Annotated in this window: 20 protein-coding genes and 1 pseudogene; 10 read left to right on the forward strand and 11 right to left on the reverse strand. The window is 70.2% G+C overall.

Annotated elements, in window-relative coordinates:
* The first annotated feature begins 22 nt into the window (after positions 1-22).
* The gene (gene adh, locus ASC56_RS03230) at positions 23-1,546 is read left to right on the forward strand and encodes an aldehyde dehydrogenase (RefSeq protein ID WP_055489562.1); all 1,524 of its coding nucleotides are present in this window, start codon (positions 23-25) and stop codon (positions 1,544-1,546) included.
* 187 nt (positions 1,547-1,733) lie between these two features.
* Here adh and ASC56_RS03235 read toward each other — a convergent pair whose 3' ends face one another.
* From ASC56_RS03235 to ASC56_RS03250, 4 genes are all read right to left on the reverse strand, one after another.
* Entirely contained in the window at positions 1,734-2,273 is a 540-nt protein-coding gene (locus ASC56_RS03235; protein ID WP_055489563.1) for a hypothetical protein, read from the reverse strand.
* Between the two features lie 57 nt (positions 2,274-2,330).
* Complete coding sequence (locus tag ASC56_RS03240) at positions 2,331-3,170, reverse strand: DUF1986 domain-containing protein (protein ID WP_079102238.1); 840 nt, start codon at positions 3,168-3,170, stop codon at positions 2,331-2,333.
* Between the two features lie 99 nt (positions 3,171-3,269).
* The gene (locus ASC56_RS03245) at positions 3,270-3,914 is read right to left on the reverse strand and encodes a M15 family metallopeptidase (RefSeq protein ID WP_055489666.1); all 645 of its coding nucleotides are present in this window, start codon (positions 3,912-3,914) and stop codon (positions 3,270-3,272) included.
* A 127-nt stretch (positions 3,915-4,041) separates the two neighbouring features.
* Positions 4,042-4,701, reverse strand: coding sequence for a CHAP domain-containing protein (locus ASC56_RS03250; protein ID WP_055489565.1), 660 nt, complete (start codon positions 4,699-4,701; stop codon positions 4,042-4,044).
* A gap of 493 nt (positions 4,702-5,194) precedes the next feature.
* Here ASC56_RS03250 and ASC56_RS40475 point away from each other — a divergent pair, with 493 nt between their 5' ends.
* Entirely contained in the window at positions 5,195-5,365 is a 171-nt protein-coding gene (locus tag ASC56_RS40475) for a hypothetical protein (protein ID WP_159039587.1), read from the forward strand.
* Between the two features lie 89 nt (positions 5,366-5,454).
* On the opposite strand, the pseudogene ASC56_RS03255 reads toward ASC56_RS40475, so the two are convergent.
* A pseudogene (locus ASC56_RS03255) lies at positions 5,455-5,766 on the reverse strand (ATP-binding cassette domain-containing protein); the annotation flags it as partial.
* A 357-nt stretch (positions 5,767-6,123) separates the two neighbouring features.
* Here ASC56_RS03255 and ASC56_RS03260 point away from each other — a divergent pair.
* The 3 genes from ASC56_RS03260 (at position 6,124) to metK (ending at position 8,649) form a co-directional block, all read left to right on the forward strand.
* Positions 6,124-6,558 carry a DUF6069 family protein gene (locus ASC56_RS03260; RefSeq protein WP_063784918.1) on the forward strand — a complete coding sequence of 145 codons (435 nt, stop codon included), beginning with the start codon at positions 6,124-6,126 and terminating at the stop codon, positions 6,556-6,558.
* A 72-nt stretch (positions 6,559-6,630) separates the two neighbouring features.
* Positions 6,631-7,350, forward strand: a complete 720-nt coding sequence (locus ASC56_RS03265) for a nucleosidase (protein WP_079102239.1) — start codon at positions 6,631-6,633, stop codon at positions 7,348-7,350.
* Between the two features lie 90 nt (positions 7,351-7,440).
* Positions 7,441-8,649: a methionine adenosyltransferase gene (metK, locus tag ASC56_RS03270; protein WP_055489568.1), complete on the forward strand. Its 1,209-nt coding sequence runs from the start codon at positions 7,441-7,443 to the stop codon at positions 8,647-8,649.
* Between the two features lie 62 nt (positions 8,650-8,711).
* On the opposite strand, the gene ASC56_RS03275 is transcribed toward metK, so the two are convergent.
* Positions 8,712-10,076, reverse strand: coding sequence for an acyltransferase (locus ASC56_RS03275; RefSeq protein WP_055489569.1), 1,365 nt, complete (start codon positions 10,074-10,076; stop codon positions 8,712-8,714).
* 280 nt (positions 10,077-10,356) lie between these two features.
* Here ASC56_RS03275 and rfbH point away from each other — a divergent pair, with 280 nt between their 5' ends.
* Complete coding sequence (gene rfbH, locus ASC56_RS03280; protein WP_055489570.1) at positions 10,357-11,658, forward strand: lipopolysaccharide biosynthesis protein RfbH; 1,302 nt, start codon at positions 10,357-10,359, stop codon at positions 11,656-11,658.
* Between the two features lie 353 nt (positions 11,659-12,011).
* Here rfbH and ASC56_RS03285 read toward each other — a convergent pair whose 3' ends face one another.
* Positions 12,012-12,602: a dTDP-4-dehydrorhamnose 3,5-epimerase family protein gene (locus ASC56_RS03285; RefSeq protein ID WP_079102240.1), complete on the reverse strand. Its 591-nt coding sequence runs from the start codon at positions 12,600-12,602 to the stop codon at positions 12,012-12,014.
* A gap of 206 nt (positions 12,603-12,808) precedes the next feature.
* On the opposite strand from ASC56_RS03285, the gene ASC56_RS03290 reads away from it, so the two are divergent.
* A complete protein-coding gene (locus ASC56_RS03290) occupies positions 12,809-13,795 on the forward strand; it encodes an NAD(P)-dependent oxidoreductase (RefSeq protein ID WP_055489572.1) in 987 nt (328 codons plus the stop codon).
* Positions 13,796-13,817: 22 nt separating this feature from the next.
* On the opposite strand, the gene ASC56_RS03295 is transcribed toward ASC56_RS03290, so the two are convergent.
* From ASC56_RS03295 to ASC56_RS03310, 4 genes are all read right to left on the reverse strand, one after another.
* Positions 13,818-14,606 carry an AfsR/SARP family transcriptional regulator gene (locus ASC56_RS03295; RefSeq protein ID WP_063784920.1) on the reverse strand — a complete coding sequence of 263 codons (789 nt, stop codon included), beginning with the start codon at positions 14,604-14,606 and terminating at the stop codon, positions 13,818-13,820.
* On the reverse strand, positions 14,600-15,607 hold the full coding sequence (rfbB, locus tag ASC56_RS03300) for a dTDP-glucose 4,6-dehydratase (protein WP_055489574.1): 1,008 nt from the start codon (positions 15,605-15,607) through the stop codon (positions 14,600-14,602). The genes ASC56_RS03295 and rfbB overlap by 7 nt, the downstream gene beginning before the upstream one ends.
* Positions 15,608-15,706: 99 nt before the next feature.
* Positions 15,707-16,954, reverse strand: a complete 1,248-nt coding sequence (locus ASC56_RS03305) for an activator-dependent family glycosyltransferase (protein WP_055489575.1) — start codon at positions 16,952-16,954, stop codon at positions 15,707-15,709.
* A 47-nt stretch (positions 16,955-17,001) separates the two neighbouring features.
* Positions 17,002-17,199, reverse strand: a complete 198-nt coding sequence (locus ASC56_RS03310) for a ferredoxin (protein WP_055489576.1) — start codon at positions 17,197-17,199, stop codon at positions 17,002-17,004.
* 327 nt (positions 17,200-17,526) lie between these two features.
* Here ASC56_RS03310 and ASC56_RS03315 point away from each other — a divergent pair, with 327 nt between their 5' ends.
* Genes ASC56_RS03315 through ASC56_RS03325 form a run of 3 tightly spaced genes read left to right on the forward strand, consistent with a single transcriptional unit; the run spans position 17,527 to position 21,447 of the window.
* A complete protein-coding gene (locus tag ASC56_RS03315) occupies positions 17,527-18,777 on the forward strand; it encodes a cytochrome P450 (RefSeq protein ID WP_234376824.1) in 1,251 nt (416 codons plus the stop codon).
* Positions 18,778-18,837: 60 nt separating this feature from the next.
* Positions 18,838-20,058, forward strand: a complete 1,221-nt coding sequence (locus ASC56_RS03320; protein WP_055489577.1) for a cytochrome P450 — start codon at positions 18,838-18,840, stop codon at positions 20,056-20,058.
* 6 nt (positions 20,059-20,064) lie between these two features.
* Positions 20,065-21,447, forward strand: a complete 1,383-nt coding sequence (locus tag ASC56_RS03325; RefSeq protein ID WP_055489578.1) for an acyltransferase — start codon at positions 20,065-20,067, stop codon at positions 21,445-21,447.
* The last annotated feature ends 159 nt before the right edge of the window (positions 21,448-21,606 follow it).

Below are 21,606 nucleotides of genomic sequence, written 5' to 3' on the forward strand. Positions count from 1 at the left end.
CTTTCCCGGGAGGCAGACCCGTATGACCCGTTACGCAGCACCCGGCACCGAGGGTGCGATCGTCTCCTACCAGGCGCGCTACGACCACTTCATCGGTGGCGAGTACGTGCCGCCGGCCCGCGGCCAGTACTTCGAGAATCCGACCCCGGTGAACGGGCAGCCGTTCACCGAGATCGCCCGGGGCACCGCCCAGGACGTGGAACGTGCCCTCGACGCGGCCCACGCCGCCGCGCCCGCGTGGGGCCGTACGTCGGTGACCGAGCGCTCCGACATCCTCCGGAAGATCGCCGACCGGATGGAGGCCAACCTGGAGAAGCTGGCGGTGGCCGAGAGCTGGGAGAACGGCAAGCCCATCCGGGAGACCCTCGCCGCGGACATCCCGCTGGCCATCGACCACTTCCGCTACTTCGCCGGCGCGATCCGGGCGCAGGAGGGTTCGCTGGGCGAGGTCGACGACGACACCGTGGCGTATCACTTCCATGAGCCGCTCGGCGTGGTCGCCCAGATCATTCCGTGGAACTTCCCCATCCTGATGGCCACGTGGAAGCTCGCGCCGGCTCTCGCGGCGGGCAACGCGGTCGTCCTCAAGCCGGCTGAGCAGACCCCGGCGTCCATCCACTACTGGCTGAGCCTGGTCGCCGACCTGCTGCCCCCGGGTGTGGTGAACATCGTCAACGGCTTCGGGGTGGAGGCGGGCAAGCCCCTGGCCTCCAGCCCGCGCGTCGGGAAGGTCGCGTTCACGGGCGAGACCACCACGGGCCGGCTGATCATGCAGTATGCCTCCGAGAACATCACTCCGGTCACGCTCGAACTCGGCGGCAAGTCCCCGAACATCTTCTTCGACGACGTCTGGGCGACGAACGACGACTTCCGCGACAAGGCGCTGGAAGGCTTCACGATGTTCGCGCTCAACCAGGGCGAGGTGTGCACGTGTCCGTCGCGCGCGCTGGTGCAGCGGGGCCACTACGCCGAGTTCATGGAGGCGGCGGTCGCCCGCACCAAGCAGATCAAGACCGGGCACCCGCTGGACACGGACACGATGATCGGCGCCCAGGCGTCCAACGACCAGCTGGAGAAGATCCTCTCCTACCTGGACATCGGCCGGCAGGAGGGCGCGAAGGTCCTCACGGGAGGTGAACGCATCGAGCATGACGGCGAGTTGAAGGGCGGCTACTACGTCCAGCCGACGATCTTCGAGGGCGACAACCGGATGCGGATCTTCCAGGAGGAGATCTTCGGGCCGGTGGTGTCGGTGACGTCGTTCCACGACTTCGACGACGCCATCAAGATCGCCAACGACACGCTGTACGGACTCGGGGCGGGCGTGTGGACGCGGGACGTCAACACCGCCTATCGCGCGGGCCGCGCCATCCAGGCGGGCCGCGTCTGGACGAACTGCTACCACGCGTACCCGGCGCATGCGGCGTTCGGCGGCTACAAGGGCTCGGGAATCGGCCGCGAGACGCACAAGATGATGCTGGAGCACTACCAGCAGACGAAGAACCTGCTGGTGTCGTACTCGCCGAAGAAGCTGGGCTTCTTCTAGACCCAGAAGAAGGGCGCCTGACCAGGGCAGTCGCCCGTCGAATGAACGCCGCAGCGGCCGGCCACCGTCATGAGCTGGTGGCCGGCCGCCGCGTGTTCGCCCCCGGGAGGCTCAGGCGAGGGTGCCTGAACCGGTCTCCGTGTCAGCGATCAGGGGGCTGCGATCGCGGCTGTGAGAGCCAGCGTCTTCACGCCTTCCCTCGGAAGTACGTGATGTCCCAGTGGCTGCCTTCGTTGCAGTAGAGGTTGCCCGACGGGGCCTTCCACTGGGGGTAGCCGTCGCCGCGGTGCCCGATGTACGTGAACTTCGCCCTGATGTAGCGGGAGACGCAGCCGGTGGGCACGATGTCCAGTTTGTAGCCGTTGTGGTGGCTGTACTTCATGGTGGCGTGGCCGACCTCCGTGCCACCGGTGATGGTGATGGCGCACCTGCCGGCCTTCTTGAAAGCGATGATGCCCTGCACGGTGCTCTTGTTGATCTTTTCGAAGGAGGTGCACTGAGGGTTGCTGCGCGTGGTGCAATGTCCTTGCGACCACCACTTGATGCCGGCCGCCCTCAGTCGGTGCGCGGCTTGGGCCTGGGTGAGCTTGACGACCTTCGCTGCCGACGCAGGTGCTGTGGCGGCGTGCGCTGGAGCGGCAGTGAGAACGCCTGAAGCTCCGGCGACGAGGACAGCGCCACCGGCCGCGAGGGTTCCCAGGCGACGCCGACTGCTGTGTGTGAACATGGTTCGTGCTCCTCTTCTCTGTGATTGGCTGGTGTCCGGGCCCGGAAGACGGGTGCGTCAGTGGCTGCTGACCCACCGCGAGAAGGTGGTCAGCCGTGCATAGGTGCCCGGGTTGTAAGGACGAGCGCAGCTCACGCCTCCGGAGACGATGCCCGCGACCTCGCCGTGGATGAGCAAGGGGCCGCCGCTGTCGTGTCCACACGCGTCCACGCCGCCGGTCTTCCAGTTGCCGGCACAGAACAGGTCACGGCTGCTGAGGTTGTCTGCGCCGTACGCGTGCCGGCAGCGGGTGTCGGAGACGAGCGGCACCGTGGCCTTCCTGAGATGGCCGGGCTCACCGTGTACGCTGGGCCTCCCCCAGCCCAGGATCGTGGCCCTGGTCCCCGCCTTGTACACGCCCGTGTCTCCTGGTCCGACGTAGCGGACCGGCCGCGTGTTGGCCACCCGTGTGGCAAGTGTCAGCACCGCTACGTCGCCGCGCATGATCTCGTGCCGGTGGACGTAGGCGAACCGGGGGTGCACAGTCACGCTCTTCACCCGGTAGGTCGTGCCACCGCTGCCGCGCACGTCGTTGCGCCCCTGGACGACTCGCAGCTGCCGCGGAGCACGGTAGCGGTGCCCGCAGTGCCCCGCGGTCAAGACCTTCGTAGGCGCTATGAGCACGCCGGCGCAGGAGAACTTGCCTTTCATGTAGATCGCCATCAGCCATGGGTATCTCTTGGCGGACACCTTCGTACCGCCGACGATCGCCGGTGCGGCACCGGGGTCGCCGCCCACAGCCGCGGTGGGCGCCGTGGGTGCGGCGGCCGCCGGCTCGGCTGCTGCGCCGATGGCCAGCCCGCCGCTGAGCAAAACGGCTGCGGCCACCGTGGCTAACGCAGCCTTCGCTCTCTTCATCGCCGTTCTCATTGCTTCCCGTCCTCCTGTGGTGTGAGCCGTTCAGTGCCGGTTTTGGGATGGCATGGGCGCTCGTACGTCATCGCGCGTGCGGATCACTCATTGCCTTGGGGGTTCGGTGATCAGCCCGTACCGCGCGGCCGGTGCTCCAGTGGCCACGGCCCAATAGCGGTCCCCGTACGACCAGTGCCACCATTCCGTGACGTAGTTGACGAAACCCGCCGAGGTCATCACCGCACTGAGCAGGCTCCGATGAGATCGGGCCAGTGCTGAGATGTTGGGGGCGTCGGTGAAGCAGGCTCCGGCGTTCTGCTCGGGGCTCGTGTTCACCTCGGTGCCCATGGGCAGTTCGTCGCCGGCCTCGGTGCAGAGTGTCAGGTCGACCGCCGCGCCGCAGGTGTGCGGAGCGATGGCAGGCGGGGCCAGGGACCGGCTCGTCTGGACATGGAGGTGCTCATCGGACCAGCCGGGGTTGGCGGCACGGAGTTCCGCGGAGTACTCGTCGAAATACCGCACCTGCAGTTCCGGCGGCCTGTAGCCCTCGATGATGAGCAGACGCAGTCCTGCCGGCAGCAGATTCTGTGCGGCAAGCAGTCGGCCGACCAGTTCCTCGCGTACGTACGAGAAGGCACCCGCGGGATCCGCCAGCCGCCGATCGAGCAGCAGTTGGGGAGTGTCCGCGAGGCTGACGAGCCTCTCCCCGCAGTCGACCACCGGCATGGCCGTGACTCGGGGGTCGGACATCAGCACGGCCTCAGCCCCTGCAGCTGTTTGCAGCCGGCCGGGTTGGCCCGGTGCGCCAGGGGTGTTCGCCGCACGCGGCCGGCTGTGTCGGGTCTGTTCCGGGCGGCGGGCGCGGGTGGGCGCATGGTCAGGCACCCGCGGGACGGACGAACCCCTTGTAGACGTGGTCGATCAGGCCGGATCCGGGGTTCCGGCCCTTGCGCCAGTCGAAGGGCGCGCTCTTGACCACGCGGCTCAGGCGGTGGTTCATGCTGCCCTCGTTTCCGCCGATGGTCCGGATCAGCCGCTTGTCGGCGGAGACCCACACGACGATGTTGACGTGGTGCCGTCCGTAGCGGGAGTTCTTCCAGACGACCAGGTCACCGACGTGCGGTGTGTGCGACAAGCTGTGGTAGCGGGCCGCGTACTCGGTGACGGCCGAGAACGCGTAGCCGTTGAGGAGGCCTGCGTGCCGCACGCCCGCCTTCTGCCAGACCCACTTCACGAAGTAGCCGCACCAGTCGGTGCTGCACATCTGGTTCGTGAAGCAACGGCTGCCGACCTTGCTGCTCGCGATCTTGGCGATCTTCGCGCCCAGCTTCTGCTTGGCGAGGCCCGGCACGAACTGATCACCGTCCACCGCCGAGCCGAATGCCGTGGCGGATGCCGCGGCGGGACTCCGCGGGGCGGCAACCGCCGACCCGGCGGATTCGGCGCCCACAGCGGTGACGGAAACCGTCACCGCCACTGCGGCGAGCAGCGTGCGCATGCCCTTCGGCCGATGGGCCGCGGTCCTGACCAGAGCCATGGTGTTCCTCCGTTGTGTGTTCCTTCGACGGCTGCGATCGCCGCCGTCCAACGGAATCCAGGCTCTCGGGGCGCCCTTGAAGTCTGCGATGAACCGGCAACAAGACCATTCCCGCTACCTTCAAGGCCATCTCGGCCACTTTCAGTGCCGGTAAGCGCCCCGTAGCGATGAGCTCGTCGTACTCCCGGGCTCCCGACTCCCTGAAGATCTGCAGAGCCCGGGACCGCAGGGCCGACGCGGTGTCGCCATCCCCGTCGCCGTTGCAGGGGCGACGTGCTGCGGAGCGGGCGCAGCACGCAACCGGTCCGGGAGCCTGCCGTCGTCTGGCATCCCGGCCCGCAGCCAGTCAGCGACCGTCTCGGCATCGGCCTCCGTGACGAGTGGGCCGAGCCGTACGAGGGCGCCGGCCGGCCGGCGGTCCGCCGTGCACGGTTGCACGGCGGCGTGCACTCCGCGGTCGGCGCGGCAGCGAAGGATCTTCGACAGGCAACCGGTGGAGACCATGATCGCCTGGGGGCAGCCGCGGACCGCGCGCCGCAGTGCGTCCATCACCTGGTCGGTCGAGGCGGCGCAGGAAGCGCAGACCACGAGCGTGAACGGACGGCTGCAGCGGCCGCGTGCGGCGTTGTCCATGTCCGCGCCCTTCCAGCCGGTGAGTCATTGAAAATGAATTCCATTATACTATCACGCGCGGTGCACGACGCCGGGAATCCGCCACTCGCGCGAGGAGGACTGAGCCGCCCACATGCGCGCCTACCGGCCCTCGGGGTCCGCGAGCAGGTCGGTGTGCGTGCCTCGCTGAGTGATACGACCGCCTTCCACGACGAGGATCTGGTCGGCGCCGACGACGGTGGACAGACGGTGGGCGATGACGATCACCGTCTTGCCCTCCACGAGCCGGTCGATGGCGTCCTGGACCACGGTTTCGGATGTGCTGTCGAGGGCGGCCGTCGGCTCGTCGAGCAGCACGATCGGGGCGTCCTTGAGGAACGCGCGGGCGATGGAGATGCGCTGCCGCTCGCCGCCGGAGAGGGCGGAGCCGATCTCGCCGACGCGGGTGGCATATGCGCCCACCTCATCGTCCCTGCTGCGGAGTTGACGCTCACCGACACCGGAGCCGACGTCCGGAACCGTGCGCCGTTCGGCGTCGGGCAGAACCAGGGCCGCCGGGCGGTCCTCCACCTCTCGATGGACTTCCTGGTCGCGGACTGGGCCAGCATCTGGCGGGTACGGTGGTGATCCGCAAGCCTTGGGTTGTTCTCGAAGTCTGGTTGTTTCCCCCGTTCTCGATGCGGGGGACCCCCAGCCGCTGGTTCCGGGCGAAGCAGCCGTCCTAGTCTTCCGGCTACCGACCAGCGAGGCTGTCGCCACACGGTGCCGCCCGCTGGACTCGGTCCTCTGAGAGGAGCGTGGGACGCCATGATGACCGCGAGCCCGTCTCGCAACGGCGGGGCCGGAGCCCCGGGCCTCCGACGAGCGCGGAGCCTGGCGGTCGTGGCAGGCGCCGCGGCGGCCCTTGTCGTGTGGCTGGTGACGGCGAAGCTGGCCGGCATTCACCTCGACGTGCGCACGGGCCCGGATCAGCACAGACAGTCCGTCGGGGCCGCACCGGTCCTGCTGGCGTCGCTGGTGGCGGGCCTCGCCGCGTGGGGGTCGCTCGCCGCCCTGGAGCGGTGGGCACCGACGAAGGCACACCGGACGTGGCCGTTCCTCGCTCTCGTGGTCCTGGCCCTGTCCTTGGCCGGCCCACTCACCCTGGGTGTCACGACGGGCGCCAAGGTGGTGCTTCTGTGCCTGCATCTGGTGACGGGGCTCGTGCTCGTCCCCGCTCTGTGGCGGACCAGTGCCAGGCCGTAGAGAACGAGCGGTTCGCCGCTCCCGCAGCGTGTCGCGCGGCGCGGGAGGCGGAAGGCAGGGCATGCCGACGGAATGCGCGAGGCAGCCGGCACGACCGCCGGTTCGCGCTCCATTCCCCAGCCGCGCCCGGCAGCGGTGCTCACGGCAGAACGCAGCCCGGAACGCGCCAACAGCCAGGACGGCACCGTGATCGACACCACCGAACGCGTTGCGCCCCCACGCCTCCTGGGCCGGATTCGACCCGACCGCCCGCTGCTCGTCGCTGCCGTAGAGGAGGAGACGGCCCATGCCGGTACCCGGCTGCCGGTGCTGATCACCGGCATGGGAAAGGTCAACGCCGCGACCGCGCTGGCTCTCGCACTGGCCGAGGGGCCGCGCCCGTCGCAGATCGTCAACGTGGGAACCGCGGGGGCTCTGCGGAACGACCACGTCGGCGTTCTGGAGATCAGCCGCGTGATCCAGCACGACTTCGACAGTGCCCTGTTGCACGACATCAGCGGCCGGCTCTACGGCCCGCCCCTCACGCTGAACTCCGGTTCCGGGCTCACGCTGGCCACCGGGGACACCTTCGTCTCCAGTTCCGCCGTGCGCGACCGGCTGGCGCAACAGGCGGACCTGGTCGACATGGAGGGGTACGCCGTCGCCACGGTCGCGCGTCGACTGGGCGTCTGCCTGCGGATCGTCAAGTACGTCAGTGACCCGGCCGACGAATCCGCCCGGGCCACCTGGCCCGAAGCGCTGGACACCGGCGCCAGACATCTGGCCCGGTGGCTCCGGGACAACCTCTGGTGAGTCCCGTCCCGCATCGGTGGTGCGCCCATCGATGCGCCATCTCCGTCCGCCCATGATCAGCCGGCAGCCGCTGCAACCACAGGGAGCGTTGTGTCCCGTCGCCTGTTCACCTCGGAGTCCGTGACCGAGGGCCACCCCGACAAGATCGCTGACCAGATCAGCGACACCATTCTCGACGCGCTTGTGCGACAGGACCCGACGTCCCGGGTCGCCGTGGAGACGCTCATCACGACCGGCCTGGTGCATGTGGCCGGTGAGGTCACGACCAAGACGTACGCGCCGATCGCGCAGCTGGTGCGCGAGAAGATCCTGGAGATCGGCTACGACTCGTCGAAGAAGGGCTTCGACGGCGCGTCCTGTGGTGTCTCGGTGTCGATCGGCGCGCAGTCGCCGGACATCGCGCAGGGTGTGGACACGGCGTACGAGTCCCGGGTCGAGGGCGACGACGACGAGCTGGACCGGCAGGGTGCCGGTGACCAGGGTCTGATGTTCGGTTACGCGACGGACGAGACCCCGACGCTGATGCCGCTGCCGATCTTCCTGGCGCACCGCCTGTCCAAGCGGCTGTCCGACGTCCGCAAGAACGGCACGATCCCCTACCTGCGTCCGGACGGCAAGACGCAGGTCACCATCGAGTACGACGGTGACAAGGCGGTCCGTCTGGACACGGTGGTCGTCTCCTCGCAGCACGCCAGCGACATCGATCTGGACTCCCTGCTGGCTCCCGACATCCGTGAGTTCGTGGTGGAGCCGGAGCTGAAGGCGCTGCTGGAGGACGGCATCAAGCTGGAGACGGACGGTTACCGTCTGCTGGTCAACCCCACCGGCCGCTTCGAGATCGGCGGTCCGATGGGGGATGCGGGCCTGACCGGCCGGAAGATCATCATCGACACGTACGGCGGCATGGCCCGCCACGGCGGCGGCGCGTTCTCCGGCAAGGACCCCTCGAAGGTGGACCGCTCGGCGGCGTACGCGATGCGCTGGGTGGCCAAGAACGTGGTCGCCGCGGGCCTGGCCTCGCGCTGCGAGGTGCAGGTCGCGTACGCGATCGGCAAGGCGGAGCCGGTGGGTCTGTTCGTGGAGACGTTCGGCACGGCCAAGGTCGACACGGAGAAGATCGAGCACGCGATCACCGAGGTCTTCGACCTGCGCCCGGCCGCGATCATCCGCGACCTGGACCTGCTCCGCCCGATCTACGCGCAGACGGCGGCATACGGCCACTTCGGCCGCGAACTCCCCGACTTCACCTGGGAGCGCACCGACCGGGTGGACGCCCTGCGGAGGGCGGTGGGGCTGTAGAGGGCCGTGGACGACGCCTGAGATGGCGTGGCCGCGTCGGCGCGGCCACGCCGGGGCGGGTGTCAGCGGCCGGGCACGTAGGCGTGCAGACGCCCGGACCACTCCGGGGTCAGCAGCGTGTCGGCCGCCTCGCGCGGAACGCTGAGGTGCACGTCCCTGCTCTGGCCGTCCGCCGGCGTGGGGGTGATCAGTATCGTCCACGGGATCGGGCTCGCGGGGAACTCGAACCAGAACGGGCGTCCGGCGCCGAACTCGATGTCGTACACCGGCAGTCGGCTGCTGTTGTTCAGGGCCACCGTGCCGTCGAAGGCGTCCAGCGACATGCGGCTGAGGACCCTTCGGGAGCGCTTCGCGCGGCGCTGCGCCTCCAGGAAGGCGACCTCGTCCCGCACCCGCTCGGCCGTGGCGTCCGCGATGGCGGACCGGACCGCCGCCACCGTGTCCCCCAACGGCGCCTTCCGCAGGTCCCCGGCGGGCAGGGCGCACGTGACGTTGCTGACAGCGTTGCCCCAGTACCCGTCGGGGAGCGTCGCGCGCAGGGCGGCGCGCAACCCCGTGACGATCCCGAGCCGTTCCGTACTCTCTGCGGACCGGCCCCGCAGGGCGCCGAGGACCTTCCACAGATGCGCGCTCAGTGCGTCGCCGGTCGACACCCCCGGCCCGGACCCGGCGAGCTGAGCCCCCGCGGTCTCCTTGAGCGCCCGGACCTCCTCTGCGGCGAAGCGCACGGTGATGGTGCGCACCCGGCGCGCCCCGGCGTTGACGCGCCAGAGGAAGGCGAGCTTCTGCCGGCCCGAGACCACGGCGTACTGCGCACTGTGCTGTTCGGCCCCGGGTGCGGCACCGTCCGCCAGACGGTCCAGCAACGTACGGGCGCATGGGGCGGCGCGGTGGTCGAGGCCCCGATGTTCACGTGACCAGTGGAGCAGGAAGTCGAGGAACCCGGACCCGTCGACGACACTGTGGTTGATCGACACTCCGAGCACGGATCCCCCGCCGCGCATGTGGGTCACCCGGACCGTGAGCAGGGGGGTGTCGTGTCCCACGACCCGGAAGGGGTTGATCGACTGGATGTACGATCCGAGGTCGCTCTTCGCCGAGTGGTCAGGACCGTAGTCGGGCATGGGGCGGTCGGAGCGGCGTTCGGAGAACGCGGCACCCGCGCCGTTGCACACGACGCTGAGACCGCCGTCGTCGTCGCGCTCCAGGCGTCCGGTGAGCATCGGGTAGTGGGCCAGGGTCCGGGTCAGGGAGACGCGCAGGGCCTCGGTGTCCAGCGTCTGCCGGTAGTAGAAGGTCCGCGGAGTGGCGAAGGTGCCGGGCAACAGGTCGTAGACACCGAGCCGTATCCGCGCTCCACTCGCCTCTCCGGCTCCCATCTCGGCGGAGTCCCCGGTGTCGTACGGCGCCGCGGAGTGGAGATTCATGAAGCCTCGCTGGAGTGTTGACTGGCGCGCGGCCAGCGACGGACACGGAACTCCAGCCTGGCTCGTATGGCGCGAGGAAATCCCTAGACGAGGGTGCGACCCGGCCGTCCGGGCCGCCTTTTGGTGGTTCCCTAGAGTTCTCCCCTGAGGCTGGCTCACAACCGCCGGTAGGTGCTGGGCTGGAGGTCCCCGATCCATCCCGGGTGCGGGGACCCGGTCGAACTTCTGAGCAGAGGTACTGCTCGCGTCCCCGCCGGCACACACAGGAGGCCTTCCACCGATGGGGAACGACAAGAGCGAGATCCTCGACCTGGTCCGCGCATACCACCGCACCAACGAGGCATCGGGATTCGTGCCCGGTGTCACGCCCGTCATGGCCTCCGGCGCGGTCCTCAGCGAGGACGACCGCGTCGCGCTGGTGGAGGCGGCCCTGGAGATGCGGATCGCCTCGGGCGTCAGCTCGAGAAAACTGGAGCGCGCGCTCGCCAAGTACTTCGGGCTGCGCAAGGCGCATCTGACGAACTCGGGCTCGTCGGCGAACCTGCTGGCGCTCAGCTCACTGACCTCGCCGCAGCTCGGCGACGTGCGGCTGGTCCCGGGCGACGAGGTGGTCACGGTGGCCGCGGGCTTTCCCACCACCGTCAACCCAATCCTCCAGAACGGGCTCGTGCCCGTGTTCACGGACATCGAACTCGGCACCTACAACGCGTCGGTCGAGCGGGTCGAGCAAGCCATCGGCCCCCGTACCCGGGCCATCATGATGGCGCACGCCCTGGGCAACCCGTTCGCGGTGGAGGAGATCGCCCAACTCGCCGAGGATCGTGGTCTGTTCCTCATCGAGGACAACTGCGACGCCCTGGGCAGCACCTACCGCGGGCGGCTGACCGGAACCTTCGGCGACCTGGCGACCGAGAGCTTCTACCCGGCCCACCACATCACCATGGGCGAGGGCGGCTGTGTCCTCACGGACAACCTGGCGCTCGCCAGGATCGTGGAGTCGATGCGCGACTGGGGGCGGGACTGCTGGTGCGAGCCCGGTGAGGACAACCGCTGCTTCAAGCGGTTCGAGCACCAGATGGGATCACTGCCGGCGGGATACGACCACAAGTACATCTTCTCGCACGTCGGGTACAACCTGAAGTCGACCGATCTGCAGGCCGCCCTCGGCCTCCAGCAGCTGGGCCGCATCGACGAGTTCGGCAAGGCCCGGCGGCGCAACTGGACGCATCTGCGCGAGGGGCTGGACGGGCTGCCGCACCTGCTGCTTCCCGAGGCCACGCCCGGCAGCGACCCGAGTTGGTTCGGTTTCGCGATCACGGTGCGGCCGCACGCTCCCTTCGAACCGAACGCGCTCATCGACCACCTGGAGTCCAGCCGGGTGGCCACCCGGCGCTTCTTCGCGGGCAACCTGACCCGTCATCCCGCCTACGCGGGCCGCGAGTTCCGGGTCAGTGGTCCGCTCTCCAACAGCGACATCACGACCGAGCGGACCTTCTGGATCGGGGTCTACCCGGGTCTGACGGACGAGATGATCGACCACAGCATCGCCACCGTGACCGAGTTCGTGACGCTTCCGCACTGACGCCTCGCGGCGAAGCGCCTGAACGGGTCCGCCCCGCACGCCGTCGGGTGTGCGGGGCGGACCCCGTTCAGGGCCGGGCCGACGCCCGGCCAGACGAGACGAGCACAGTGAGGTGCGGCACCCACTCGTGCACCTGGGCTCGGTGCCCGGCGGCACCAGAGCCGTACGACGCCCCGTGGATCGGCCGCGAGACCGGACATGGCGGGCCGGGAAGACCGTGTGCACGGTGTCGAGCAGGACGTACCGGCCGCGTGCGATGGCCGCGCGCGACGAGCTCGCACGCGGGCCGGAGGGTCGCGGCGATACGACCGAAGGCCGGGAAGAGGAGCAGGGCGTGGTGTCCGGCGGGTGGGTCAGCGGGCGGCGCGGAGTGCCTCGTAGTGGGTGAGGCAGTCCTCGTACCGCGGCAGGAGGCCCGCCTCGCGGGCGGCCGCCACGGAGACGGCCGAGGCGTCCTTGGCCGACATCAGCGGCGCCTCCGAAAGGCCCCAGGGCAGGTCGAGTTCGGCATCGAAGGGGTCGATGTCCAGCTGGGTGCCGGGGACGAACTCGGTGGAGCACAGATACGAAACGCAGGTGTCGTCGGTGAGCGCGAGGAAGCCGTGCACGAGTCCCTCGGCCACGAACAGCGTCTCGCCCGACTCGGCGTCCAGCCAGTTGGCCTCGTGCACGCCGTACGTGGGAGAGCCGAGCCGCAGGTCCACCACGATGTCGAGCACGGCACCGCGCACGACACAGACGACCTTCGCCTGTCCCGGTGGCAGCAGGGTGCCGTGCAGTCCGCGCAGGACCTGCTTGCGGGACACCGAGTAGTTCACCTGGGCCACGGGGACCGGCCGACCGATCTCCGCGGCCAGCTTGTCGCGGCGGAACGATTCGTAGAAGCTCCCGCGCGCGTCACGGTGCTTGTACGGCGTGATGTGGAACGCGTCCGGCACAGCCATCTCTCGAACCTTCATGGTGGCAGCACCCTAGGGGGCGGTCTTCGAGGACCGTTGAAGAGCGGCACGGGGACCGGTCGAGTCGAACCGTCCTGGAGACAGGCTCGATCACCGGCTGCCACAGTGGTGGCCGAGGCAGCCGCGGGCACGCGGTCGTGGGCTCCAGGACGAGGGCGGGTGCGGGACACCGGCCGGGAGGAGAGAGCGGCATGACGGTGGTCGGTGCGCAAGGACTGCCCGGACGGCCGGACATGCGGTCCGGCCGGGTCGTCGTCCTCGGTGCGACCGGATTCGTCGGTCGGCACGTCGGCGCCGCCCTGGAGGCGGCCGGACACCAGGTGCTGGCCGTGGCGCGCCGCCCGGTCAAGACCCCGCCTTCGTGGCACTTCCACCCGATGGACCTCGTCAACGACGGCCCGGCCGCCCTGACCCAGCTCATCGAGGCGGAGCGGCCGGTCGCCGTGGTCAACGCGGCCGGCGAGGTCTGGTCGAGATCGGCGGGGGACATGCGGCAGAGCAACCAACTGCTGGTGGACAGGTTGCTGGCAGCGCTCGGCGCCACCACGCAGCGCCCGCGTCTGGTCCACCTCGGCTCGGTGCACGAGTACTCCCCGCAGGCCACGGGCGTGGCCCTGGCCGAGGACTCCCCCACCCATCCGACGACGGCGTACGGACGGTCGAAGCTGGACGTCACGCGGGCGGTGCTGCGCTCCACCGAGGAGGGCCTGACCCAGGCGGTGGTGCTGCGGCTGTCGAACGTGGTCGGCGCGGGCACTCCGCCGGCGAGCCTGCTGGGCCGGGTGGCCCAGCAGTTGCTCGCGGCCTCCGGCTCCGACGCGCCCGCGGTCGTACGGGTCTCCCCGCTGCGCAGCAGCCGTGACTTCGTCGACGCCAAGGACGTGTCCGAGGCGGTCGTGGCGGCGATGCGGTCGGCGCGGGCCGTCGGCCGGGTCGTGAACATCGGCAGCGGGACGTCCCAGCACGTGCGCGCCATGGTCGACCTGCTGATCGCGACCAGCGGCCGGGCGGCCCGGCTCGTGGAGGGGACCGGAGGCACGGTACGGCCCGTCACCGACACGGACTGGATGGGCGTGGATGTCTCCGCCGCCCGGGAGCTGCTCGGTTGGTCACCCCGCCGGACGCCGCAGGACATGGTGCGCGACCTGTGGGAGGCGGCCGCCGATAACGCGGAGTGACTCCACGCGGACCGGGATCCGGTCAGCCGGGCAGCAGGTCCAGGTCCGCCGCGCTGACTCGGTCCGAGATCACGTGCTGGCGGAGCTGCTGCAGGCCCGAGGAGGGGTCCAGGCCGAGTTCCTCGCGCAGCAGGTCGCGCAGGCGCTGATAGACCTGGAGCGCCTCACTGCGGCGGCCGGACCGTTCCAGGGCGATGATGAGGCCGCCCTGGAACCACTCGTGCATCGGGTACGCGCAGGCCAGTTCCTTGAGTTCGCCGACGAGTTCACGGTGCCGGCCCAGACGCAGGCCGGCCGCGATGCGCAGTTCCAGGGCGTGCATGTGCAGTTCCTCCAGGCGCAGCGCATGCGCCTGAAGGACGGGTCCCTGCGTGACGTCGGCGAACGGCGGCCCGCCCCACCGGGCGAGCGCCGAGTCGAGCAGGTCGGCCGTGGTCCGCTCGTCGCCCGCGTCGAAGGCGGCACGCGCCTCGGCGCTGAGCCGTTCGAACTCCTGCGCGTCGTACTCTCCGGGGCCCACCCGCAGTACGTAGCCGGTGGCCCCGGTGACCAGCGGGCCGGACTCGGCGGCCGTGTCGGTGTCGCTCTGCAGCAGTTTGCGCAGCTGGTAGACGTACGTCTGCACCGTGGCGGTGGCACTGCGCGGCGGGTTGTGGTCCCACAGTTCGGCGACGATCACGGGGATCGGGACCAGGGTGTTGCGGCGGGCCAGCAGCAGCGCGAGGACCTGACGGGTCTTGGGCGCGGTGGGGGTGGCTCGCCGACCGTCGCGTGTCACTTCCAGCAGGCCGAGTGTCCCCCAGGTCAGCACGGCACGGTCCCGCCCGTCACCACCGGCGCGGTGCGGGCGTTCTCCCACCAGTCGCGGTGGTCGCGGTACCAGGCGACCGTCTCGGCGAGCCCTTCGGTCATGTCCTTCTGGGGCTTGTAGCCGAGTTCGGTGTGCGCCTTCTGCCAGTCCACCGAGTAACGGCGGTCGTGCCCCTTGCGGTCGGTGACATACTCGACCCGGTCCCACGAGGCACCGCACGCGTCGAGGAGCAGTTGGGTCAGCTCACGGTTGTTCAGTTCGGTGCCGCCGCCGATGTTGTAGACCTCGCCGGCCCTGCCCCGGGTGCGGACCAGTTCGATGGCGCGCACGTGGTCGTCGATGTGCAGCCAGTCCCGCACGTGCAGCCCGTCGCCGTAGAGCGGGACCTTGTGGCCGTCCATCAGCCGGGTGACGAAGAGCGGGATGATCTTCTCCGGGTACTGGTGGTGGCCGTAGTTGTTGGAGCATCGGGTGATGCGCACGTCGAGGCCGTGGGAGCGGTGGTAGACCAGCGCGAGCAGATCGCTGGAGGCCTTCGACGCGGCGTAGGGCGAATTCGGGTTGAGGGGCTGCTCCTCGGCGCAGGATCCGTTGGCTATGGAGCCGTAGACCTCGTCGGTGGAGACATGCACGAAGGTCGAGATGCCGTGGCGCAGGGCGGCGTCCAGCAGGACCTGGGTGCCGAGGACATTGGTGCGGACGAACTCGGCGGAGCTGACGAGCGAGCGGTCCACATGGGACTCGGCGGCGAAGTGGACGACCTGGTCGTGTGCGGCCATGAGGCGGTCCACGGTCTGTGGGTCGCAGATGTCGCCGACCACCAGCCGGAACCCGGGGGCGCCCTCGACCTCGTCGAGGTTGGCGGGCATGGCCGCGTAGGTGAAGGCGTCCAGGACGGTCACGGAGACGTCGTCAGGGCCGAGCGGCCCGAGCAGGGTCCGGACGTAGTGGGAGCCGATGAAGCCGGCACCGCCGGTCACCAGGATGCGGGTCTGACTCATCAGGGGTGCGGCGCCGGGCGGCCCGGACGGGGCGCGGGGCGCCGGCCTCCTTCCTCGTGTGTACGGTTCCTTGCTTCGGATCCAGTCGGTGGGCGCGGGTCAACGGCCCGCGGCGAGGCCTTCCAGTCGCGGGACCAGGTCGTGCGGACCGGGCAGGGCGGCGGATGCGTCCCGCAGCCGCCGGGCGGCCGCCGCGAACGAGGGGTCCTCCAGCAGCAGGCGGGTCTGCTCGACGACCCGCTCCGGGGTGACCTCGCTGTGGTGGGCGAACAGACCGGCGCCGGTGTCTTCCAGTGCCCTTCCGCGCAGCTCCTGGTCGGCGACGTAGGTGGACAGGGCGAGTTGCGGGACGGCGTTGACGAGGGCCGTGGAGAAGGTGCCCCAGCCACCGTGGTGCACCACTGCGGAGCAGGTGGGCAACAGTGTGCTGAGGGCGACCCCGCTGACCGCGCGGACGTTGCCGGGCAGATCGCCGAGCCGTTCCGCCTGTTCGGGCATGAGGGCGGCGACGACCTCCACGTCGAGGCCGCCGAGAGCACGCAGGATGTCACCGACGGGCACGTAGTCCCCGCCGTACGCCTCGGTGTTGGTACTGCCGAGGGTCACGCAGACGCGGGGGCGCTTGGGTTCCTCCCGCAGCCAGTCCCACTGGACGGCCGGGCCGTTGTAGGGGACGTACCGCATGGAGAGCACGTCCAGACCGCTCGGCGGGCGCAGTCCGGGCGGCAGGGTGTCGATGGTGAACTGCCCGTTGAGCAGCTCCTCGTCGCACTCCACTCCGTAGTCGCGGGCACGCTCGTCGATCCATGCGGCAAGCGGATCGACACGCTCCGCCTCGGCGATGTCACGCCCCAGTTCCACGAAGCTCTCGCGCGCCTGTCCGTACACGTCGGCGCACCACAGCAGGCGGCCGTGGGCGGCGCCGCAGGCCCGGGCCGCGACCGCGCCGGCGTAGGCGAGTGGGTCCCGGATGACGAGGTGGGGCCGCCAGTGCAGGGCGAGGGCCACCATGTCGTCCATGATGGGCTCGTTGTAGCGGGCGAAGCCCCAGGGGACGCTGATCTCATAGCGCCCGAGCAGGGTGGTCCAGTCGACCTGGCCGTAGCCGAGGTGGCTCCAGTTGGCGACGTCGGCGTCCTGGGAATCGCGCGCGAGGGCCATGTCCCGGTGCAGGTCGTGGTCGCTGCCGACCGGAGCGGCCGTCAGTCCGGCACCGGTGATGGCGGGCGTCAAGGAGGGCGAGCCGGCCATCAGCACCTCGTGCCCGGCCGCGGCAAGGGCCCAGGCGAGCGGCACCATCGTGTAGAGGTGCGACTTCTCCGGCAGGCCGGCGAACAGAACGCGCATGGCATCCTCCCGTTCGGATGGGGTCTGCGGCCAAGCCGCGTGGTGGGTCAGTCCTCCGCGAGCGTGATGGCGCTCCGGGGACAGGCATCGCGAGCCTCGCGCACCGCGGGGTAGTGATCACGGCCGGGCCGTTCGACGCGCAGGAGGGCGAGTCCATGGTGCTCGTCCTGGTCGAAGACCTCGGGGGCCATCAGCACGCACTGGCCGGCTCCCATGCACCGTTCGTGGTCGATCGCGATGTCCATGCGAGCCCTTCGCGTGGTGGTCGGATGCGTGGGTGCCCGTGTGCCGGGCCACGCCCATCTTGCTGTGGCGCAGGACGTGTTGCGGGGGCCGGAAGCCGCTGTCTGGGGTTTCCTCCAGAGATTTCGCCGGCGGCGGTGCCCGCGAACGCCCCGTCGCCGGACGGATCTCGGTGAATCCCTAGACTGCGCCGACCGCGCTGGCTCCGTCCCGGCCGCCCGTGCTGGAGTAACAACAGCCGGCCCTCCACGTGCCGGTTCCCACGCAGCGGGCCGCGGCCGCACTCCCGTCCGTGCCCGTGCGAAGCCCGTACGAAAGGGGAATCGCGGGTGGCTCAGCACGGCACCTCGGAGGTGCTCGATCCGTCGCGGGAGGCCGCGGAGGCACAGGGGTCCACGGCACCGGGGCCCGAGGTCACGAGGGCCCCGACGGTGGAACCGGACGGCGGGGCGACCCTGCTCGACTGGGCTGCGGGGATGCGGCGCACGTGCCCGGTGTGGCGTGACGCCGCCGGTCACGTCCATGTCTTCCGGCACGAGGACGTGCAGCGGATCCTGGCCGACCCGGCGACGTTCTCGTCCGACACGGTGGGGCGACTGTCCGGCGGTGAGCGTCAGGCTCCGCGCGGGACTCTGCTGCTGCTGGACCCGCCCCTGCACGGCAAGATGCGCCGGCTGGTCAGCCGGGCGTTCACTCCCGGACTCATCTCCGGCCTCGAACCGTGGATCACCGACGTGACGGGGGAACTGCTGGACGCGGTCGGTACGGACCGGTTCGATCTCGTGGACGCGCTCGCCAATCCGCTGCCGGTGACGGTCATCGCCCGCATGCTGGGCGTTCCGACCGGTGACCGGGGCCGGTTCCAGGGCTGGGCGGACCAGCTGCTGTCGACCGACCCGGAGGACCCGGAGAGCGTACGGCGCATGGAGGAGACCGCGGTCACCATCTCCGCCTACCTCCAGGACTTCATCGACGAGCGGCGCGCGTCGCCCCGCGACGATCTGCTGGGGACCCTCGTGACGGCGGAACTCGACGACGAGCGCCTCACCGACGAGGACATCGCGAGTTTCGCCACCCTGCTGCTCCTCGCGGGCCACATCACCACGTCGGTGCTGCTGGGCAACGCGCTGATGTGCCTGGACCGGGACCCGGACCTGTTCGCGCGGGTACGGGAGGACCGCTCGCTGGTGCCCGCGGTGATCGAGGAGACCCTCCGGCTGCGCCCGCCGTTCACCCGTATCGAGCGGGTCACGACCCGGCAGACCGCCGTCGGCGACTCACCGATCGCCCCGGACACCCTCGTTCACCTGTGGCTCCTGTCGGCCAACCGTGACGATCAGGTCTTCGAGGACGCCTCGGACTTCCGGCCGCACCGGTCCAACGCCCGGCAGGCGGCCTTCGGTCACGGCATCCACTACTGCATCGGGGCGCCGCTCGCCCGGCTCGAGGGCCGCATCGCGCTCAACGCGCTCCTCGACCGGTTCACCCGTATCCACGTGGACCCGGACGCCCGGCTGACCTACCACGGCACCAACGTCTTCGGGGCGCGGCACCTGCCCCTGTGCGTCGAGCGCGCCTGACTGGGCACCTGCCCGCACCTCGGCCATCCCCCACACCACCGGCACACCGACGGAGTGACCATGAAGACCAGGCCCGATGCCCCCGTGATCCCGACGGACCGCGGCAAGTGCCCGTTCGACCCGCCGGCGGCGTACGCGCGGTTGCGCGCGGAGGACCCGGTCAGCCCCATCACGTTCCAGGTGGCGCCGAAGGACCCGTCGGGCTGGCTGGTGACCCGGCACGACCTGGTGCGGCAGATCCTGGCCGACGACCGCTTCAGCCACCGCAACGAACTGCTGGCGCACGTGGTCGCCCCGCCCTTCCCGATGACGGAGTACGCGCCGCAGCCCTCGCCGCCCGGTTCGTTCGCCAAGATGGACGCCCCCGAGCACTCGAGGTACCGCAAGCTGCTGGCCGGGCACTTCACGGTTCGCCGCATCCAGCAGCACGAGCCGGAGCTCACGCGCATCGTCGACGAGGCCCTGACCGGGATGGCGGCGCAGGGGTCGCCGGCGGACCTGGTGACGTCGTTCGCCGAGGTCGTCAGCGTGCGCACGGTGTGTGCGCTGATGGGCGTCTCCGGTGAGTTGATGGCCGGCGTCTCCGAGCACTTCGGGGCGCTGATGCGGCTCACGTACACCCTCGAGGAGTTCATCCACCACATCGAGTCGATGGACGCGCTGATCCGGCCCGTGGTCCGCGAGCGGATGGCGGAGCAGGACGACGACTTCTTCGGCCGGCTCGCGGCCACAGGGGAGCTGACCGAGGAGGAGATGGTCAACCTCGCGGTGCTCACCCTGGGCGGTTCCCTCGACACCACGCCGAACATGCTGGCGCTGAGCGCCTTCGCACTCATCGAGCAGCCGGACCAGCTCGCCGTGCTGCGCGCCCGCCCCGAACTGTGGGAGGCCGGCGCCGTCGACGAACTGCTGCGGTACCTGACGATCTCCCAGCTGGGCTCCAGCCGCTGCGCCCTGGAGGACGTGGAGATCGGCGGCCGTACGATCAAGGCGGGGCAGACGGTCGTCCTGGCGCTGCCCGCCGCCAACCGTGATCCCGAGGTCTTCGACGACCCCGACCGGCTGGACGTCACCCGCAACCCGCGCAAGCACCTGGCGCTCGGATTCGGGGCACACCAGTGCCTGGGGCAGCACCTTGCCCGCGCGTCCCTGCGCATCGGTCTGCGCGAGCTGTTCGAGCGGTTCCCGACGCTGCGGCTGGCCGTGCCCGCCGACGCGGTTCCGTTGCGTGACCGCGCCATGCACTACGGGGTCGACCGGCTCCTCGTGGCCTGGGACTGAGCCGCGGTGGCGAAAGCGACCACACCCACCTTCCGCACCGTGGTGGACAGCCGGGTGGAGCGGACCTTCACCGTCCGTGCCGACACCGGCGACACCCCCCGGGTCCGGCTCAGCGCGTACGACCTGCTGCCCGGGCCCTGGTACACACCACTGACGTTCTTCTACCGCAAGACCCTCGACGGGGCGGCGCTGCGCGACTCGCTGGCACGGGTGCTGGTCCGCTACCCGATGCTGGCCGGCCGCCTGACCCGGGACGCGGACGGCGGTCTGAGCGTCGTCTGCAACGACGCGGGGGCACGCTTCACCGAGGCCGCCTCGCCGGGCCCGATGCTCGAGTACGGGCCCGGTCTGCGCACGGAGCCGGTCATCGGGAACGTGCTCCGCGAGGTCAGCGCCTTCCAGGTCGTCGACCGGGACACCCCGCTGCTGAAGATCCGGCTGACCCACATGCGGGGCGGCGGCTCGATCCTGGGCGTGGTGATCAACCACTGTGTCGCGGACGGCGCGAGCACCGTCTCCTTCCTGGAGAGCTGGTCGCGCGAGCACCGCGGTCTGCCCTCCCCGGCCCCCTGCCACGACCGGGGGCTCCTCGACGTCCTCGGCGCGGTCTCGACCGATCCCCGTACGGTGCGCGACCGGGCGTTCGTCGCCGTCGGGCGGCTGCGTCATCTCGCCACGACCGTACGGGTGGGGCTGAAGAAGCTCGCCACCGTCGCCACGCGCTTCGGACCGGCGGAGCTGGCGACGATGAAGCGCGCCGCGCAGGCGGATCTCAGGGAGGCCGGCACATGGGTGTCGACCAACGACGCGCTGACCGCGCACCTGTGGCAGGTGATCGGCGCGCTGCGCGCACGGCCCGACGACGCGACCGAGTGGCTGGGACTCATCGTCGGTGCCCAGTCCCGGCTGAGCGATCTGCTTCCGGACGGCTACTGGGGAAACTGCGTCAGCAACAGCTGGACCTCGACCACGGCGGGCGCGCTGCGCACCGACGCCCTGGGCCGTCTCGCACGGGACGTGCGGTCCTGCCTGGAGGCCAACATCGAGGACAAGCTCCGGGACGAGATCGCCTTCCTCAACTCCTACCGGCGTGCGGGGGTCTCCAGCCATGTGATGTCGGTGCGGGCCACGGACCTGTCGGAGGCCTCCCTGTCCGTCAACAACTGGTCACGGTTCCCCCTCTACAGCATCGATCTGGGGGCGGGCACCCCGTTCTGGTACGAGTTCCCGGACCTTCCGGTGCCGACCGTGCACATCGCGCCGACGCCCGACACGGACGGCGGCCGGGACGTGTATCTCTGCCTGGCCGAGCCGCATGCGGCCCTGCTGACGACTCCGCACTGGCAGGAGCGACTGCACGCCCACCGCCCGGGCAACGCCTCGGAGTGACCAGCGCTACACCCCGAACTCGCGTGTTCTAGACGATCCCCCAGTCTGGTATGGGCCAAGATGGCCGCGACCGGCAGGAAGCGATGCCTGCCGCACCGGCACCATCCGCAGCCCTGGGAGGTGTCGCGGTCGGCGTCGCGAACACTGACGCCTGCACCG

The organism is Streptomyces sp. TP-A0356 (genome assembly GCF_001417775.1).
GTDB lineage: Bacteria > Actinomycetota > Actinomycetes > Streptomycetales > Streptomycetaceae > Streptomyces.

Excerpts from the sequence above, each read along its gene's own strand:
- adh (WP_055489562.1), top strand. The coding sequence starts at position 23 with ATGACCCGTTACGCAGCACCCGGCACCGAGGGTGCGATCGTCTCCTAC.
- ASC56_RS03235 (WP_055489563.1), bottom strand. The coding sequence starts at position 2,273 with ATGTTCACACACAGCAGTCGGCGTCGCCTGGGAACCCTCGCGGCCGGT.
- ASC56_RS03240 (WP_079102238.1), bottom strand. The coding sequence starts at position 3,170 with ATGAAGAGAGCGAAGGCTGCGTTAGCCACGGTGGCCGCAGCCGTTTTG.
- ASC56_RS03245 (WP_055489666.1), bottom strand. The coding sequence starts at position 3,914 with ATGTCCGACCCCCGAGTCACGGCCATGCCGGTGGTCGACTGCGGGGAG.
- ASC56_RS03250 (WP_055489565.1), bottom strand. The coding sequence starts at position 4,701 with ATGGCTCTGGTCAGGACCGCGGCCCATCGGCCGAAGGGCATGCGCACG.
- ASC56_RS03260 (WP_063784918.1), top strand. The coding sequence starts at position 6,124 with ATGACCGCGAGCCCGTCTCGCAACGGCGGGGCCGGAGCCCCGGGCCTC.
- ASC56_RS03265 (WP_079102239.1), top strand. The coding sequence starts at position 6,631 with ATGCGCGAGGCAGCCGGCACGACCGCCGGTTCGCGCTCCATTCCCCAG.
- ASC56_RS03275 (WP_055489569.1), bottom strand. The coding sequence starts at position 10,076 with ATGAATCTCCACTCCGCGGCGCCGTACGACACCGGGGACTCCGCCGAG.
- rfbH (WP_055489570.1), top strand. The coding sequence starts at position 10,357 with ATGGGGAACGACAAGAGCGAGATCCTCGACCTGGTCCGCGCATACCAC.
- ASC56_RS03285 (WP_079102240.1), bottom strand. The coding sequence starts at position 12,602 with ATGGCTGTGCCGGACGCGTTCCACATCACGCCGTACAAGCACCGTGAC.
- ASC56_RS03290 (WP_055489572.1), top strand. The coding sequence starts at position 12,809 with ATGACGGTGGTCGGTGCGCAAGGACTGCCCGGACGGCCGGACATGCGG.
- rfbB (WP_055489574.1), bottom strand. The coding sequence starts at position 15,607 with ATGAGTCAGACCCGCATCCTGGTGACCGGCGGTGCCGGCTTCATCGGC.
- ASC56_RS03305 (WP_055489575.1), bottom strand. The coding sequence starts at position 16,954 with ATGCGCGTTCTGTTCGCCGGCCTGCCGGAGAAGTCGCACCTCTACACG.
- ASC56_RS03310 (WP_055489576.1), bottom strand. The coding sequence starts at position 17,199 with ATGGACATCGCGATCGACCACGAACGGTGCATGGGAGCCGGCCAGTGC.
- ASC56_RS03320 (WP_055489577.1), top strand. The coding sequence starts at position 18,838 with ATGAAGACCAGGCCCGATGCCCCCGTGATCCCGACGGACCGCGGCAAG.